General features: G+C 69.6%; 12 protein-coding genes and 1 pseudogene. 8 read left to right on the top strand and 5 right to left on the bottom strand.

Annotated elements, in window-relative coordinates; genetic code table 11:
- Positions 1 to 91 precede the first annotated feature (91 nt).
- On the top strand, positions 92 to 1,789 hold the full coding sequence (locus HUA74_RS07460) for a GTPase (RefSeq protein ID WP_174453973.1): 1,698 nt from the start codon (positions 92 to 94) through the stop codon (positions 1,787 to 1,789).
- A gap of 183 nt (positions 1,790 to 1,972) precedes the next feature.
- Here HUA74_RS07460 and HUA74_RS45490 read toward each other — a convergent pair.
- Positions 1,973 to 2,230, bottom strand: a pseudogene (locus HUA74_RS45490) (M23 family metallopeptidase); the annotation flags it as partial.
- A 538-nt stretch (positions 2,231 to 2,768) separates the two neighbouring features.
- Between HUA74_RS45490 and HUA74_RS07450 the strand changes: the two are divergent.
- The 3 genes from HUA74_RS07450 (at position 2,769) to HUA74_RS07440 (ending at position 6,133) form a co-directional block, all read left to right on the top strand.
- A complete protein-coding gene (locus HUA74_RS07450) occupies positions 2,769 to 3,443 on the top strand; it encodes a TetR/AcrR family transcriptional regulator (RefSeq protein ID WP_174453972.1) in 675 nt (224 codons plus the stop codon).
- A gap of 21 nt (positions 3,444 to 3,464) precedes the next feature.
- On the top strand, positions 3,465 to 4,364 hold the full coding sequence (locus HUA74_RS07445; RefSeq protein WP_174453971.1) for a sterol desaturase family protein: 900 nt from the start codon (positions 3,465 to 3,467) through the stop codon (positions 4,362 to 4,364).
- A 179-nt stretch (positions 4,365 to 4,543) separates the two neighbouring features.
- Positions 4,544 to 6,133, top strand: a complete 1,590-nt coding sequence (locus HUA74_RS07440) for a glucose-6-phosphate isomerase (protein WP_174453970.1) — start codon at positions 4,544 to 4,546, stop codon at positions 6,131 to 6,133.
- A 272-nt stretch (positions 6,134 to 6,405) separates the two neighbouring features.
- Here HUA74_RS07440 and HUA74_RS07435 read toward each other — a convergent pair whose 3' ends face one another.
- Positions 6,406 to 7,437, bottom strand: coding sequence for an alpha/beta fold hydrolase (locus tag HUA74_RS07435; RefSeq protein WP_174453969.1), 1,032 nt, complete (start codon positions 7,435 to 7,437; stop codon positions 6,406 to 6,408).
- 195 nt (positions 7,438 to 7,632) lie between these two features.
- Between HUA74_RS07435 and HUA74_RS07430 the strand changes: the two genes are divergently transcribed.
- Positions 7,633 to 8,532 (top strand): helix-turn-helix transcriptional regulator, encoded by a 900-nt coding sequence (locus tag HUA74_RS07430; RefSeq protein ID WP_174453968.1) that lies wholly within the window; start codon positions 7,633 to 7,635, stop codon positions 8,530 to 8,532.
- Between the two features lie 179 nt (positions 8,533 to 8,711).
- On the opposite strand, the gene HUA74_RS07425 is transcribed toward HUA74_RS07430, so the two are convergent.
- A complete protein-coding gene (locus HUA74_RS07425) occupies positions 8,712 to 9,608 on the bottom strand; it encodes a LysR family transcriptional regulator (RefSeq protein WP_174453967.1) in 897 nt (298 codons plus the stop codon).
- 117 nt (positions 9,609 to 9,725) lie between these two features.
- On the opposite strand from HUA74_RS07425, the gene HUA74_RS07420 reads away from it, so the two are divergent.
- From HUA74_RS07420 to HUA74_RS07410, 3 genes are all read left to right on the top strand, one after another.
- The gene (locus tag HUA74_RS07420) at positions 9,726 to 10,700 is read left to right on the top strand and encodes an alpha/beta fold hydrolase (RefSeq protein WP_174453966.1); all 975 of its coding nucleotides are present in this window, start codon (positions 9,726 to 9,728) and stop codon (positions 10,698 to 10,700) included.
- Between the two features lie 97 nt (positions 10,701 to 10,797).
- The gene (locus HUA74_RS07415; protein WP_141643366.1) at positions 10,798 to 11,568 is read left to right on the top strand and encodes an SDR family NAD(P)-dependent oxidoreductase; all 771 of its coding nucleotides are present in this window, start codon (positions 10,798 to 10,800) and stop codon (positions 11,566 to 11,568) included.
- 84 nt (positions 11,569 to 11,652) lie between these two features.
- On the top strand, positions 11,653 to 12,165 hold the full coding sequence (locus HUA74_RS07410; RefSeq protein ID WP_174453965.1) for a hypothetical protein: 513 nt from the start codon (positions 11,653 to 11,655) through the stop codon (positions 12,163 to 12,165).
- Positions 12,166 to 12,252: 87 nt separating this feature from the next.
- Here HUA74_RS07410 and HUA74_RS07405 read toward each other — a convergent pair whose 3' ends face one another.
- Both HUA74_RS07405 and HUA74_RS07400 read right to left on the bottom strand, forming a co-directional pair.
- On the bottom strand, positions 12,253 to 12,651 hold the full coding sequence (locus HUA74_RS07405) for a DoxX family protein (protein ID WP_174453964.1): 399 nt from the start codon (positions 12,649 to 12,651) through the stop codon (positions 12,253 to 12,255).
- A gap of 60 nt (positions 12,652 to 12,711) precedes the next feature.
- Positions 12,712 to 15,504 carry a beta-propeller fold lactonase family protein gene (locus tag HUA74_RS07400; protein ID WP_174453963.1) on the bottom strand — a complete coding sequence of 931 codons (2,793 nt, stop codon included), beginning with the start codon at positions 15,502 to 15,504 and terminating at the stop codon, positions 12,712 to 12,714.
- Positions 15,505 to 15,831 lie beyond the last annotated feature (327 nt).

Here is a 15,831-nt window from a genome sequence, read left to right as displayed (position 1 = left end):
GCCACACCACGTCCCGCCATTGAACGCTGGCGCACGCCTCGTCACATTCGCGCTGGCCCTCCGCGCGACGCCAGGACAGGCTGCCCCTCACGTGGACGAGACGAGCCTGCCCGAACCCGAAGCCTTGCGGTCCCTCTTGAAGACCGCCCTGGAACTGCCACCGCTCCAGCCGCATGCGGCGCGGTTGGAGCGCCTCGTGGACGACTACGCGCGCGGCGTCGCGAGCAGGGACGCTCCGCTCTCCGTCGCGCTCGTGGGCGCCACCGGCGCGGGAAAATCCACCGTCCTCAACGCCCTGGCCGGACAACCCCTCTCCCGCGAGGGCGTGGACCGCCCCACCAGCACCGCCGCCACCGTCTTCGCCCCGGAAGGCGCCGCGGCGGACACCCTGGCCCAGACGGGCGCTCGCGTGGCGCGGTACGTTCCCGGCCCCCAGGCCCTCTGGGGCGGACAGGTGTTCATCGACACCCCCGACCTCAACAGCGTGGCCACCACGCATCGCGACGTGGCTCGCGCCGCACTGGAGCGCGCGGACGTGGCGCTCGTCGTCATGCACCGGGGCAGCGTCGCGGAGGCCACGCAGGTGGAGTTCCTCGCGGAGTTCGCTCGCCGCCGCGCGCTCGTCTTCATCCTCAACTTCGCGGACGAGCTGTCACCCGAGTCTCGCGACACGCTCAAGGCACAGGTGCGCCGCGTCGCCGCCGAGCAGTTCGGCCTTCCCCCTCAAGACGTCCCTGTCTTCGCCATCAGCGCGCTGGCCGCCAAGGAAGGCCGCGACGTGTCCGGCGAGTTCGGCCCGCTGCTCTTCCACCTGCGCGGGCTCGCCACCCAGGCCATCGCCGCGCGCGTGCGACGTGGCAACGCGATGGGCGCCTTGGAGGAAGTGTCGGCGCGCGTGAAGGCCGCGCTCGACGAGACAGATGCACTGCTTGCTCGGACTCGCGCCGCGCTGGACTCCGGCCTGGCGAAGGCCTCCGACGGACTGCGCGAGGACTTCGACGCGCGACTGCGCCTGGCCCACGGACACCTCGCGGCGGAAGTGCGACGACAGGCGGGAGGCCGCTTCTGGGGCCCGGCGGCGTGGGGCCTGCGCCTCTCCCTGTGGGGCGCGAGCGGCCTGGGCGCGGCGGCGCTGGTGAGCCGACGCAGCCTGCCCGCGGGACTCGCGGTGGCGGCGGCCTCCACGGTGGTGGACGCTGTTCGCGGACACACACGCGCGCGGGCCGCGGAGAGCGCGGTGATTGAGCCCTTCGACGACGACTTCGGCGTCGAGTCCGCGGCGCGCACCGCGCTGGCCGAGGCGCGCAGCGTGGCGCGAGCCGGAGGCCTGGAGCCGTCGGTGCTCGGCGTGCCGGACGTGGACGCGATGCTGGAGGAGGTGCGCGCGGCTCGGGCCTCCGCGTGGCGCTACACGGCGACGACGGGCGTGGCGGAAGCGGTGGCGGGCTGGTGGCGCACCGCGCGCTGGCTGGTGCTGCCGCTCATCAACCTGCCGCTGCTCGTGCTGCTGGGACACGTGGGCTACCGCGTGGTGCGTGCCTACGTGGAGGGCCCCCTGTTGCCGCTCGACTACTTCGTCAACGCGGGAGCCCTCTTCGCGCTGCTCGCCGGGGCAGGCGCGATGCTGGCCTCAGCGAGTCTCGCTGGGGCCGCTCGCCGTGCGGGCGCCGGTGGGCGCACGCGCTTCGTCGAGGCCCTGGCCACCCTGGGCGGGCGGCTGGGAGAGGCCGTCGATGATGGCCTTCGCCCCGGGCGGGAGGCCGCGCGGCGCATCCTGGCGCTCCGGTGACATGGACACCACCGGCTGACCCGGCGTGTGCGAGCCCTCCGTCGCGGCCATGAGCGTGTCGCGACCGGAGTCACGGCAGATGGGCGCGGCCACGCGCGTCTCGCGCACCGGGTCTCCATAGCCAGCGATGCGCGCGGGCACGGACGGGTTGTTCCAACCCTTGCCCACCTCACGCGCCACCTTGAAGTGCAGGTGCGCGCCGCACGCCCAGCCGGTGGAGCCGGAGAAGCCGATGAGCTGCCCCTCCTTCACACTCTCGCCGGGCTTCACCACCACGGCGCTGAAGTGCAGGTACTGCGTCTCCAGCCCGTCCCCATGTGAGAGGACGACGTAGTTGGCGTAGGGCGCGAACTTCTCGTCGCACCCGCCCTTCGTGCTGTCGCCGCGAGCCAGCCGCACCACACCTTCACGCGCGGCGACGATGGGCGTGCCTTCCGGCATCCGGAAGTCCCACGCAAACGTGTCGTTGTGTTGGTGACTGCCTGTGTCGTGTCCCTGGCTCACCGTGTGGATGCGCCCACACGCGAACGGAACGCCGACCTCGGGCATGTCGCCCACAGGGGAGGCAATCGAGTTGGTAACCGCTGGCGCCGTGGCCAGGAGGGAGCCGACAAGGAGAGCGGAGGAAAGGTTCATATCGGGCCGGCGGACAACGGAGACAAGTGGCAGGGGTATTTCCTGGACCAATTATCTCGCGCCCGTGTGGCCTATCACCAGGGACCCCATGGCCCGCTCGCTCGTCCGTGGGGCCTGACGCCCTCGACGTCGAGTGACGAGTCCGCCTCCAGCGGGCGGGCACCTGTCTCCTCGCCTGCTCGACGAGGCGCCGCGAAAATGCCCAGGCGAGCCTCGCGCGGACGACGGCGCCCTCGTGTCTCACCTGCGCCACCATGGGTGGCACCGTGGATCACCCTCCCTCACCAGCGGCCGTGACATAGTGACTGGTCACTCATTAACATCGGAGTTATGCTTTCGGCAGATGGCCGTGAAGAGCGCATCCCCTACTGAAGGGCCACCCCGCCCTCCCCGCCGCACGCAGCAGGAGCGCCGCGAGACGACGCGCCGCAAGCTGCTGGACGCCACCATCGACACGTTGGTGGACGCGGGGCACGCGCGCCTGACGACGGTGGAGGTCGCGAAGCGAGCAGGCGTGTCCCAGGGCGCGCTCTTCACGCACTTCGATACGAAGGAGGAGCTGCTCGCCGCGGCGGTGGAGCACCTCTTCCCGCGAATCATCCAGGACTACCTGGCCGGTGTCGGCGCGCGGCCGTCGAGCAAGGACCGCATCGCCTCCGCCGTGGACATGTTGTGGGCCGCGTACCAGCGGCCAGAGCTTCAAGCGGCCATCGAGTTGTATGTGGCCGCGCGCACGGACACGGCGCTCCAGGTGGCGCTGGCCGCGGTGGATGGGCCGCACCGGGAGAACCTTCACCGGGTGGCGCGCGAGCTGTTCCCCGAGGCGGCGACCGCCTACCCGGAGTTCGACTCCGTGGTGGAGCTGGCGCTGGACGCCGTGCAGGGCGCGGCCGTCGGGGGAAGCGCGCGTCCGGATGACCCGGTCCACCGCCGCATGCTCGATGCCCTCACCCGCTTCATGCGCAGTGCTTTCTCTCCACCTTCGACACGTCGACCGCGCCAACGCCACCGCTCCTGAGCATCACGATGGAGGTGTCCCATGGACGCCGTACACATTCCCGACCTCATCACTCCCGCCATCCCCGTCTTCATCCTGACGGTGGTGGCCGAGGCGCTGTGGGTAAAGAAGCTGCGTGACGAAGGCCGCGAGGTGGCGGGACATACCCTGAAGGACTCGGCCGCCAGCCTCTCCATGGGCCTGGGCAACGTGTTCATCAACGTGGTCTGGAAGGGCATCGCCTTCGCCGGCTACCTGGCGCTCTACAACCTGACGCCGCTGCGCGTGGGCACGGGGGTGCTGGCCTGGGTGCTGCTCTTCTTCGCGGAGGACCTCTGCTACTACTGGTTCCATCGCGTCCACCACGAGAGCCGCTTCTTCTGGGCGTCGCACGTGGTGCACCACTCCAGTCAGCACTACAACCTGACCACGGCGCTGCGGCAGACGTGGACCAACCCCACGGGCTGGGTGTTCTGGGCGCCGCTGGCGCTGCTCGGCTTCTCCCCGGTGATGATTGTCGTCCAGCAGTCGGTGAGCCTGCTCTACCAGTACTGGATTCACACCGAGGCCATCCACCGGCTGCCGCGTCCGCTGGAGTGGGTGCTCAACACGCCGTCGCACCACCGCGTGCACCACGCGTCCAACCCGCGCTACCTCGACAAGAACTACGCGGGCATCCTCATCATCTGGGACCGGATGTTCGGCACCTTCGAACCCGAGGGTGAGAAGCCCGTCTACGGCCTGACGAAGAACCTCCAGACGTACAACCCGCTGCGCATCGCGTTCCACGAGTTCTTCGCCATCGCCAGGGATGCGATGAAGCCGGGTTCATTGAAGCAGCGACTGAGCTACGTCTTCCGCAATCCCGCGTGGAAACCGGACGAGCGAAGTGCGCCGCCCGGCAGTCCTCCGGCGACGGAGCCGGTGCGCCCTTCCGCCTGAGGTGAAGACCCTCCAGGGGTGCCCCTGACTCCCTGGGGAGTGGCGGGTGTTGAGCACTGCGCCCTTCCCGGGTGTCGAGTCCTCGCGTCGCGCGCGTGTTCGGCTTCCCTCACGCGAGCGGAGGCGCTAAGCCAGCCGGCACTTTTTTCGCGCGAGCACCCCCAGGAGGAGGACGAGTCATGACCGAGCGTGAGCTGTGGGAGCGGTACCAGCGGTATCTGAGCGTCGTCCCGTCGCTGGGGTTCTCCCTCGACGTCTCGCGCATGGGCTTCGCCGCGGACTTCCTGGAGCGGATGCGTCCGCGCCTGGAGGAAGCCTTCTCCCAGATGGAGGCGCTGGAGAAGGGCGCCATCGCGAACCCGGATGAGAACCGCCGCGTGGGCCACTACTGGCTGCGCGCCCCCGAGCTGGCCCCAGAGCCCGCGCTCTCCAAGGATGTCACCGACACGGTGGCCGCCGTCCACGCCTTCGCGCGCGACGTGCATGACGGAAAGCTGAAGCCACAGAAGGCGCAGCGCTTCACGCATCTGCTGTTGGTGGGCATCGGCGGCTCGGCGCTCGGGCCGCAGTTGGTGGCGGACGCGCTGACGTCGCGGGACGACAAGCTGCGGGTGTCCTTCTTCGACAACACGGACCCGGATGGGATGGACCGGGTGCTGGGACAGCTCGGCGCCCAGCTGGCCGAGACGCTGACGGTGGTCATCAGCAAGTCCGGCGGCACGAAGGAGACGCACAACGGCATGCTGGAGGCCGAGCGCGCCTATGTGGAGCAGGGGCTCACCTTCAGCAAGCACGCGGTGGCCGTCACGGGCGCGGGCAGCGAGCTGGACACACACGCGAAGAAGCAGGGCTGGCTGCGCACCTTCCCGATGTGGGACTGGGTTGGCGGACGCACGTCGGTGATGTCGGCGGTGGGCCTGCTGCCCGCGCGGCTCCAGGGCCTGGACATCGACGCGATGCTGGCGGGCGCCCGGGAGATGGACGTGGCGACGCGGCAGCGTGACGCGGTGAAGAACCCGGCGGCGCTGCTGGCGTTGATGTGGTTCCACGCGGGCGACGGCAAGGGCCTGAAGGACATGGTCATCCTTCCGTACAAGGACCGCCTGCTCCTGATGTCGCGCTACCTCCAGCAGCTCGTCATGGAGTCGTTGGGCAAGGAGAAGGACCTGGACGGCAAGGTGGTGAACCAGGGCATCGCCGTCTACGGGAACAAGGGCTCCACGGACCAGCACGCGTATGTGCAGCAGCTGCGCGAGGGCGTGCCGAACTTCTTCGCCACCTTCATCGAGGTGCTGAAGGACCGCGACGGCGAGTCGATGGAAGTGGAGCGCGGCATCACCAGCGGGGACTACCTGCTGGGCTTCATGCTGGGCACGCGCCGCGCGCTGTTCGAGAAGGGCCGCGAGTCCATCACCCTCACGGTTCCGGACGTGAGCGCGCGCACGGTGGGCGCGCTGATTGCCCTCTACGAGCGCGCGGTGGGTCTGTACGCGAGCCTGGTGCACATCAACGCGTACCACCAGCCGGGCGTGGAGGCGGGCAAGAAGGCGGCGACGAGCGTGCTGGAGCTTCAGAAGAAGCTCACTGCGCGCCTGCTGGATGCGCGTGCATCGGCGCGTTCGGCCGAGCAGCTCGCCAACGACATCGGCCAGCCCGACGAGGTGGAGACGGTGTTCAAGGTGCTGGAGCACCTGGCGGCCAACCCGGGGCGCGGCGTGCAGCGCTCGGGTGGCGCGAGCCCCTCCGAGGCTCGCTTCCAGGTGAAGTAAAGCGCACCACGACAGCCCGGCGTTCGTCCGCGCCGGGTTCTCGCGGGTTGCCTCAGAGACGCGCCTCTTCATGAAGCGAACCCCTCGGGAGCTCGCTTCGAGAGGAAGTGACTTGAGGCACGAATCCCGGCGTTCATCCGCGCCGGGCTCTCGCAGGTTGCCTCAGAGACTCGCCTCTTCATGAAGCGAACCCCTCGGGAGCTCGCTTCGAGAGGAAGTGACTTGAGGCACGAATCCCGGCGTCCGTCCGCGCCGGGCTCCCGCGTGTCGCGTCAGCCCACGCCCCAGAGGCGACGCGCCTCCTCGGCGATGAGGTCCGGGTACTCCTCGGGGAAGAAGAGCTTCGCGCCGGGCACGCGCCGCACACCTCGCGAGGCGCCGAACGTCTGGTCCAGGTAGTCGGCGCTCGACTGCGAGAAGATGGTGTCGCCCGTTCCCCAGAGGATGCGCGTGGGCACGGTGCACTTCTGGAGCGCCGGCCCGATGCCCGCCAGTGCATTGGCTTCGAGCCCGAGTGTGTACGCATGCGCCTGCGCCTTGCCGCGCGGCGAACGCACGAGGGGCGCGAAGTAGTACTCGATGGCCTCGTCCGTGGGCTTGGAGGGATTCGAGTAGCACATGCCCCCGAAGCCCTTCTCGGAGCGCGCGAGCGCCTTGTCCGCGAGCCACGGCGCAAGCCACGCATCCACGTACTCGCCCTTGCGTGCCATCTCGATGACGGGCAGCACCGCGGCGGGCGGGCACTCACTCTCCACATCGCAGTTCGTCAGCAGCAGCGTCCGCACGCGCTCCGGATGCCGGGTGACGAGGAGTTGCGCGATGGCGCCCCCACTGTCATTGGCGATGACGTCGACCGACTTGATGGCGAGCCTGTCGAGCAACTCGACGAGCATGTCCACCTGGGCCTCGGGCGCGTAGCTCTGACCCTCCGCGACCTCGGTGTATCCGAGCCCCATGAAGTCAGGAGCGACACAACGCCGGTACGGCGACAGCCGCTCGATGGCGCCGCGCCACTGGAAGCTGTTCAACGGGAAGCCGTGAAGGAACAACGCGGCCTCACCCGTGCCGCGCTCGACGTAGGCGATTCGCCCGAAGCGACTGTCGAGGTAGCGCCGGGAGGCGTGGTAGGCCGCCGCGTCCAAGGTGCCACCCTGTTGCGCGGAGGTCCCGCCGGTTGCGCGAGGCACGCAGCCGGAGAGCGTGCTGGCCGCCAGTGCTCCCGTGGTGAAGGCGAGGAACTCCCTGCGACGCAGTCCGTGCGTCACTACGGGGTTGCGGGGCAATGCGAAGTCCTTGGAGCTCATTCCCGAAGTCATTTCCTGAAGGGGTGTGGAGCGCGGCGGGTGTCATGCCGTGCAACGGCGGGACTTGTAACCAGCTGACCCCAAGGCCACTTGGTGAAAATTGCTCACGGGACGCACGCGCCCATGCGTCCCGGAAATGGGAACGCTGGGGTTGCCCCTGGACCGCCAGCTGGGACTTTGACCTAGGCTCGCGACATGAGTCGTTCGACGGGCCTCCCCACGCCGACCTCGCTCCCACGTCGGGAAGTGGCGCACGACGGACTGGTGCGCGTCTTCGCGTATCACTGCCCCGCGTCGAAGGGTGCCCCAGTCGAACCGGAGCAGTTCACCCACACCTCCATCTCGCTGGTGCGCTCGGGAGTGTTCGGCTTCCGGAGCGAGCACGGGCCCAGGCTGCTCACCACCGGCTTCGCGATGCTCGCCAACCCCGGGCAGCAGTATGAAATCTCGCACGAGCACGCCGGGGGAGACCGCTGCATCATCTTCCGCTTCGACGAGGCCGCGCTCGAGGAGCTGGTGGGGAGTCCTCCTCGCGGTGCGCCTCGCCAGTACTTCACGCGGTCAGTGCTTCCGCCCTCGTCACGTGTCGAAGCGCTCCGACACCTCGCCGAGAAACAGCTCGCCGCTCATGGCGCATCCCTGGGCCTGGAGGAGTTGGGGCTCGCGCTCGCGGCGCATGTCGGAGCGCTGCTCGGCCGCGCGCCCAAGCCCGAGGCGACTCGCGACAACCGTGCTGCTCGGGACAGCGTCTACGCCGCCCTGCATGCGATTGAGCACGACTCCGCGCGCGAGCTTCGACTGGAGGAACTGGCGCGCGTGGCCGGCTTGAGCCCGTATCACTTCCTCCGCGTGTTCAAGCGCGAGACGGGTGTGACGCCCCATCGCTTCCTGCTGCAGACCCGCGTGCGACGCGCGCTGGAGCTGCTCCGCGATACCGAGCGGCCCGTGACGGACATCGCCTTCGACGTGGGCTTCGGAGACCTCTCGAACTTCATCAACACCTTCCGCCGCGAGGTGGGCAACTCTCCCGTGCGCTTCCGCAAGGTGACTCCGAAGGACTGGGCCGACACCGTGCGAGCGTCTTCGCGCGGGTGATGCGACTCACGGTGCCTCGCCCGCCGTCGGCGCTCGCGAGTTCGTCCACCGTGATAAAGGGCACCTGCGCCTCCTGCTGGGAGAGGACGCTCCAGAGCCGTCCCCGACGGACGCCGCGACAACTCCCCGCGCGACGCACGCGTCCTGGAGTCGGCCCGGCGCTGAAACGAGCGAGGCGACTATCGCGTTGCCACCTGTGTCCCCGCGAGCCCCGCCTTCTCTCGCCGACACACCTCCGCCACCCAATCCGAAACCGCGCGCACACGCGGGCTGCGCTGCAAGTCCTTGTGGAACGTCAGCCACAAGGGCCGCTTCGCCAGGACTCCCGCGCCCACGCGCGTCAACCGAGCGTCCCGCTCGCCCGAGAGACACGGCAGCAGCGCGACGCCCAGCCCCGCCGCCGCGGCCTCGCGCAACACCGCGGTGCTGTTGCTCTGGAGCAATCGCCGTCCCCCCGCCGTGACCCGCTTCAACTCCTCGGACTCCTCTCCAGACGTGAGGGCCATCCGGTAGACGAGCACGGTGTGCTCGCGAAAGTCCCCGGGCCGAGGTGCGCCCCGGCGGCGCAGGTAGCCGCGCGACGCGTACATGGCGAAGGCAATCTCGCCGACCTTGCGCACCACCAGCGCATCGCCTCGGGGCGGTATCAACCGCAGCGCCAGGTCCGCGTCGCCTCGCTGGAGGTCCACCACGTCGGTGCCCACCACCAGCTCCAGGTTCAGGCCAGGGTGGCGCGCATGAAGCTCGCCCAGGTGCGCGGCGAGCAGGGCCTGGGCCAGATACTCGGTGGCCGCGAGTCGGACGGTGCCCTCGGCCTTCGCTTCATCGGAGACGGAGTCGTGAAGCAGGCGGAGCGCGTCCTCCATCTCCCGCGCCCGCGCCACCACCGCCTCGGCGTCCTCCGTGAGCCCCAACGTGCGCGAGCCTCGCAGCACCAGCCGCGTGCCGAGCGCCTTCTCCAGCGCCGCCAGCCGCCGTCCCACCGTGGTGGCGTCCACCCGCAACTCCCGGGCCGCCCCGGCGAGCGAGCCCTGGCGTGCCACGGAGAGGAGGTAGCGCAGGTCGTCCCATCGCATATCCATGCCTGCAATGGTGCAGCAAAGCCCTGCATTCCCGCAGCACTTCCGGCGCTATCTCGGACCCTGGAAGCGGCGGCTCCCTTGGCGGCCCCGCGCGAACGACAGGAGAACGCGATGTCCATGTCACATGCGACGGCGCTGGAGCAAGACACGGTCCCCTCGGTGCGGAGCATCCCCCAGGAGGACAGACTGACGGCGGTCACCCAGGGCACGAGCCCGGGCGTCCCCTTTCGACTCAAGGCCCAGGACGGCTACCCGCTGGCCGCAACCCTCTTCCCCCACGAAGGCGCGGAGGTCGGCGCGGTGGTGCTGCTGGCCGGGGCCACGGGAGCGCGTCAGCGGTACTACTCGCGCTTCGCGTCCTTCCTCGCGCGCCGGGGCTTTCCCACCGTCACCTTCGACTACCGGGGCATTGGCGGCTCACGCCCAGACACCCTCACGGGCTTCGGCGCGCGCATGGAGGACTGGGGAAGCCAGGACCTCGCGGGCGCCATCGCCGCGATGCGCGAGCGCTTCCCGGGGCGACGCCTGCTGATGGTGGGCCACAGCGTGGGTGGCCAGTTGCTCGGGCTGGCGGAGAACGCTCGCGAGGTGTCCGCGCTGCTGAACGTGGCGACGGGCTCCGGCTACTACAAGCTCTTCCCCCAGCGACTGCGCATGGCGCTCAACTGGCGCGTGCTCACGCCCGTGCTGACGCGGGCCTTCGGCAAGCTGCCGGGCTGGGCGGGGACGGCGGAGGACCTGCCCGCGGGCGTGGCCGCGCAGTGGGCGCGCTGGTGCCTGTCCCCGGACTACCTGCTCAGCGAGGGGGGTGAGGCACGCCGCGAGGCCTTCGCGTCGCTGTACCTGCCGCTGCGGGCCTACAGCTTCTCGGACGACCCCATCGCCTCGAAGGCCTCCGTGGAGCACCTGCTGTCGTTCTACGCGGACGCGCTGGTGGAGCACCGCCGGCTGACCCCGAAGGACGTGGGCCAGGCCATCGGCCACTTCGGCTTCTTCCGGGAGAACTTCCGCGACACCCTGTGGGAAGACGCCGTCGAGTGGCTTGCCATCCAGGCGCTCACCCCGCGCCCCGTCAACCCACGGTAGCCCCCACAACCGGCGCGGGAGCCGCCGTGTGAAACAGGCGTCAGGTGTCGCGCGGACGGCGTTGGCTCCCGGGTGACCTGAAGTAGAACCCGGCTCCATGGAACTGGAGCTCAAAGGCAAGGCGGCCCTCGTCACCGGCAGCAGCCGAGGCATTGGACGGGCCACGGTGGCGGCGCTGGCTCGCGAGGGCGCACGGGTGTGTCTCAGCGCACGGGGCGCGGAGGCACTGGACGCCGCCGCGAAGGAGCTGCGCGCGGCGGGCGCGGACGTCGCCACCGTCGTCGCGGACGTGGCCACCCTGGCGGGCGCCGTGGCGGCGGTGGACGCGGCGGTGCGCGCGTTCGGCACGCTGGACATCCTCGTCAACAACGTGGGCGGCAGCGGCGGCGCGGGCGCCTTCGACTCGGCCACGGCGGAGCAGTGGACCGCCGTGCTCGACCGCAACCTCATGTCCGCCGTGTGGTGCAGCCAGCGCGCCGTGGAGGTCATGCGCGCGAAGGGCGGCGGCACCATCGTCCACATCAATTCCATCTACGGCCGCGAGTACGCCACCAGCGCGCCCTACACCACCGCCAAGGCGGGCCTCACCGCGCTCACCAAGGAGATGGCCGTGGACCTCGCGCGCCACCACATCCGCGTCAACGGCGTGGCGCCCGGCTCCATCCTCTTCCCCGGGGGAAGCTGGGACAAACGCCAGAAGGCCGACCCGGAGAAGGTCGCGAAGATGGTGAAGGACGAGCTGCCCTGGGGTCGCTTCGGCTCGCCCGAGGAGGTGGCGGACGTGGTGACCTTCCTCTGCTCGGAGCGCGCTCGCTGGGTGACGGGGGCCACGCTCCCCGTGGACGGCGGACAGGGCCGCGCCTTCTGAACGGGCCCCGGACACGGCGGGCCAGAGCCCTGGATGGCGCCAGCCGGACGCCATGCTATGGAGGGCCCTCCCCTGGGGTATTCCGTGCTGAAGCTTTACAAAAAGGAAGGCGACAGCCTCCGTTTCTGGGAGGTCTGGGTGCATGAGGGCGTGCTCACCACGCACTGGGGCACCGTGGGCGAAGTGGGCGAACAGAAGGACACGCCCCTCCCCCCGGAAGAGGACCCCGACTTCGCCATCGCCGACGCCGCCGGCCCGCTCATCGAGCAGGACTATGACGAGCCCGAGCTCGACGCCATGGCCACGCTCATCGTCCAGTACCCCATCGAGGGCAAGGGCACGGGGCACGACGTGGAGAAGCGCGTCGCCGTCGAGGAGCTCCTCACGGATGCCCTCGGCTGGACGGGCAACGGCGAGGTGGAAGGCGGCGAGCTGCGCGACGGCTTCCTGCGCGTCCACTGCCAGGTGATGCACGCCGACGCGGCGGTCCGCACCGTGCTGCAGGCCCTCGACTCGGAAGACATGGTGGATGACGTCAGCGTGCTCGTGGCCAAAGGCGACGAGGAGCCTCGCGTCATCTGGCCCACCACGCCCTGAGTGCTACCAGCGCGGCGGCGACGCCACCGCCGCGCTCGCCTGGGTGACAGCTCCGGAGCAGGTCCCCGGAGCCGTCCCCAAGGGACGTCACGCCCCTGCGGGATGCACCGCCGGAGCCGCCTCGACTCCGGCGGAGATGCGGTGCCAGAGCTGGTGCGAGGTGAGCAGCAGCGCCAGGGTGACGAGGGGCGAGATGGTGTTGCCCAGCGGGTCCCCCATCGCCGTGTGGGACACCGCCGCCGCCACGAAGTCGATGGCGAAGCCCGCATAGGCCCACTCGCGCAACGTGCGAGACCCGGGGGCCCACAGCGCCACCACGCCCAGCAGCTTCGCGATGCCCAGCATGGTCCGGAAGTAGTCCGGGTAGCCCAGGTGCTCGAACGCCGCGACCATGTTCGGCGCAGCGGTCAGATACAGGAAGGCAGAGACCGTGGCCGACAGGGAGACCAGTCCGGTGACAACCCAATACGCGACTTTCAGCTTCATGCTCACGCCTCCAAGGACCGTATGGGCTGACGAGCAGCCCCCCGCGCGAGACGATACGGGTTACAAATCCGCCGTCGCAAGCGGGCCACTCTGACCCGCCCCCTCGCCTTCGACGAACCGTCGGCCATCATTCGCCCGGTCCGGCCTGCGACCCCGGTCCAGTTCGTCCCGGTCCAGCATGCCGTCCTCGTCCCGGTCCACGCCGATGCGCCGCTCGGAGCCCGCGGGCACCACGGTGTACGTCAGCTCCGCGCCGGGCCGCGCACCCGCCAGCAGCAGATACGCCCCCACCTTCTCCGAGGCCCGGTCCGACTGGAACACACCGCCGCCGAGATAGGCGAAGCCGCGCTCCTCGCCATGTCGGCGCCCCTTCACCACCAGCCCCACCTTGCCCTGCTCCGCCAGGGACATGAACTGCAGCACCCGGGCGAACTCGGAGGGCGTGGCCGTCGTCAGGGTCACCTGCTGCCCCACCGCCGCGTGCGAGTCCTTGCTGTCCGGCCCCGGCGGCAGGAACATGTCCGTGGCCGAGCCGCGCGGCAGCTCCGAGCCCGCGAAGGACAGCAGCAGCGCGACAAGGTCCGCCACCTCCTGGTCGCTCTCCGGATTGAAGGTCGGCTCGGTGATGAAGCGCGCCAGCGAGTCCACACTGCCGTCATGGATGAAGGCGAAGCCGGACAGGCTCTCCTTCTGCGTCAGCTCCATGCCCACCTTCTCGTAGACGTTGCGCAGCTGCGGCACCTTGAGCGTGACGTTGGTGCTGCCGTCCGTGGACACGAGCGCGTGGTGCGACTCGCCCGTGGCGCCCTTCTGCATGGGCATCCACATGGCGCCGGTCCACTGCATGTCGACGGCGAGGCCCGACGGGAAGGTGTGGCAGGTGTTGCACGCGAAGAGGCCCTGCGCGAGCAGGCGCGGCGGGCGGAACAGCGCCATGCCCCGCGTCGCGTCGCCATTGGGCAGCGGCTGACCGGCCGGCGCGAAGCGGCCCGTCGTGTAGTGGCCCGTCAGCGGCAGGTTCCGGGGCAGCGAGTTGTCCAGGTTGCGGAACGGGTTGGGCGGGAAGGTGAGCGTCGCGAGGAACGAGCGCAGCTCCTTCATCTCCCGAGGCGTGAGCTGGGCATCGTCACCCTGGAGGCCCTCGAAGGCGGGGTTGAACTCCTCCAGGCTCGCCCGGTCTCCGCGCCAGTGCAGCGGCTCCTTGCCGATGATGTCCTGGAGCGTCTGCGTCGTCATGGGGCCCTTCATCGGGTGCCACGCCTCGAAGGGCGGCAGCGGCAGGCCCATGCCCAGGTTCTGCCCGGCCAGCGACTTCACCGCGCCCGTCGGGTCTCCCAAGTCCCAGCCCAGCCGGTCCATGCGCCCGTCGATGTGGCACGACGCGCACGACACATGGCCCAGGCCCGACGTCTTGTGCGTGTCGTACAGGTGCTTGCGGCCCACCTTGAGAGCCTGGGGCGTCGGGTCGAAGAACTCCACCCGTGACAGCTCCTTCAGCCGGTCCGTGCTCAGCACGGAGATGCTCGCGCCGAAGCGGTTGAGCACGTAGAGCCTGTCGCGCGAGTCGTCGGACACGATGCCCGTGGGCCCCTCGCCCACCTCCACCTGTCCCAGCCGCGCGCCACCCAGGCCCACGGCCACCACGTTGTTGGAGCCCATGCCCGTCACGAAGGCCCGCGTGCCGCGCGAGTTCCAGGCGATGCCGCGCGGGTCTCCCACCGACAGGTTCCGCACGGACTGGGGCACCGTGGGCGTGGAGTAATCGAGGTGCGGGTTGAGGTCATGAACCGAGGGCGACGTCGGCCGGCGAGGGTCCACCACCGCCATCAGCACGCGCAGGAAGCGCCCGTTGACGTTCGGCTCGAAGCGCACCTCGTTGCGCGCGTCGGTGCCCACCACCGTGACGGAGCCGGAGGGGTGCACGGCCAGCGCCATGTTCGCGTTCATCAGCCGCGTGGCGTAGCTGACGTCGAGTGACGCCGCGTCGATGATGGCCAGGTCGCGGTCCGGCATGTCCCAGCCCGTGAGGCGACCGGAGGCGGCGGCATTCGCCCCGCTCACCAGGTCCGTCCAGTCCGCGCGGTTGTCGTCCAGCCACTGGCCTCGCGTGTTCTTGCGCACGATGAGGCCCACGGGCGGAGGCGGCGGGTTGGCGGGGTTGAGCGCGGGGAAGAAGGTGGAGCCCGCGTTGGGCGGCGGGTTGATACCGCCATAGGGCCCGCGCGCGTCGCTCACGGCGTTGGGCGGGTAGGCGTTCGGAATCAGCGAGCCACCGCCGAGGATGGTGCTGCCATTGCCGGACTCGAAGATGGCCGCGTAGACGAAGCGGCCGTCGGGGCTCACCGCGAGCGCACGCGGATCCTCGCCCTTCAGGGTGATGCGCCGGGGCGTCGCGTCCGGACGACGCGGGTCCACCACCAGCACGCGGTTGACCTGGGAGCAGGTGATGAAGGCCCGCTCCGGGCGTCCCGCGAAGACGACGTCCGCGGGCTCGTCATCCGTATAGACGGTGGCCGTCACGGTGCCGCGTCGCAGGTCGACGATGCTCACGCTGTCGGAGATGTGGTTCACCACCCACGCCTCGGTATTGCTCCGAGCCCGCACCGACACGGGGTCCAGTCCCACGGGGATGGAGGCCACCAGCTCCAGCCCCCGCCTCGACGTCACATCGAACACCATCAGCCGGTTGTCGGCGGTGTTCACCGCCAGCAGCAAATTGCCATCAGGAGTCAGCTCCAGCGGGTGAACGTGGGGGTCCTCCCAGTTCACGAACGACTCATCGGCGTGAGACATCCCCGGGAGCAGGAGCGCAATGAAGCACAGCAGCAAGACCGCGCGTCGGATGACAGCCATATCGGCGACCTCCACGTCAGGAAGAAGCGGTGCTTCTCACTGTCTTGCATTTATCAACGCGACGGATGCAACTCCTTGCGTGAGAAAAAACGCATTCCTACATCTACCCCTGCGGGGTGCGTCCTCTCGGGAATCAAAGATTCGAGCTGCCTGGAAAACGACTCAGGGCGTCACACACGCCAAGCAAAGGCAGACACACAAGTCCATTTACCCACGCCAAAGCGGACAGAACCGCGACACCCAAAAATGCGGGCGCCACGCAAGAAACCGCCCCCATGGCGTTACAAGCCCGTGCTCCATTGAGACAGGATTTTTCTGTCTCACGGC

The organism is Myxococcus sp. CA051A (genome assembly GCF_013336705.1).
In the GTDB taxonomy this organism is placed as follows: Bacteria; Myxococcota; Myxococcia; order Myxococcales; family Myxococcaceae; genus Myxococcus; species Myxococcus llanfairpwllgwyngyllgogerychwyrndrobwllllantysiliogogogochensis.
This window is presented reverse-complemented; position numbering and strand designations above follow the sequence as displayed.

Excerpts from the sequence above, each read along its gene's own strand:
- HUA74_RS07430 (WP_174453968.1), top strand. The coding sequence starts at position 7,633 with ATGAGTCGTTCGACGGGCCTCCCCACGCCGACCTCGCTCCCACGTCGG.
- HUA74_RS07420 (WP_174453966.1), top strand. The coding sequence starts at position 9,726 with ATGTCCATGTCACATGCGACGGCGCTGGAGCAAGACACGGTCCCCTCG.
- HUA74_RS07445 (WP_174453971.1), top strand. The coding sequence starts at position 3,465 with ATGGACGCCGTACACATTCCCGACCTCATCACTCCCGCCATCCCCGTC.
- HUA74_RS07450 (WP_174453972.1), top strand. The coding sequence starts at position 2,769 with ATGGCCGTGAAGAGCGCATCCCCTACTGAAGGGCCACCCCGCCCTCCC.
- HUA74_RS07435 (WP_174453969.1), bottom strand. The coding sequence starts at position 7,437 with ATGAGCTCCAAGGACTTCGCATTGCCCCGCAACCCCGTAGTGACGCAC.
- HUA74_RS07425 (WP_174453967.1), bottom strand. The coding sequence starts at position 9,608 with ATGCGATGGGACGACCTGCGCTACCTCCTCTCCGTGGCACGCCAGGGC.
- HUA74_RS07440 (WP_174453970.1), top strand. The coding sequence starts at position 4,544 with ATGACCGAGCGTGAGCTGTGGGAGCGGTACCAGCGGTATCTGAGCGTC.
- HUA74_RS07400 (WP_174453963.1), bottom strand. The coding sequence starts at position 15,504 with ATGGCTGTCATCCGACGCGCGGTCTTGCTGCTGTGCTTCATTGCGCTC.
- HUA74_RS07405 (WP_174453964.1), bottom strand. The coding sequence starts at position 12,651 with ATGAAGCTGAAAGTCGCGTATTGGGTTGTCACCGGACTGGTCTCCCTG.
- HUA74_RS07415 (WP_141643366.1), top strand. The coding sequence starts at position 10,798 with ATGGAACTGGAGCTCAAAGGCAAGGCGGCCCTCGTCACCGGCAGCAGC.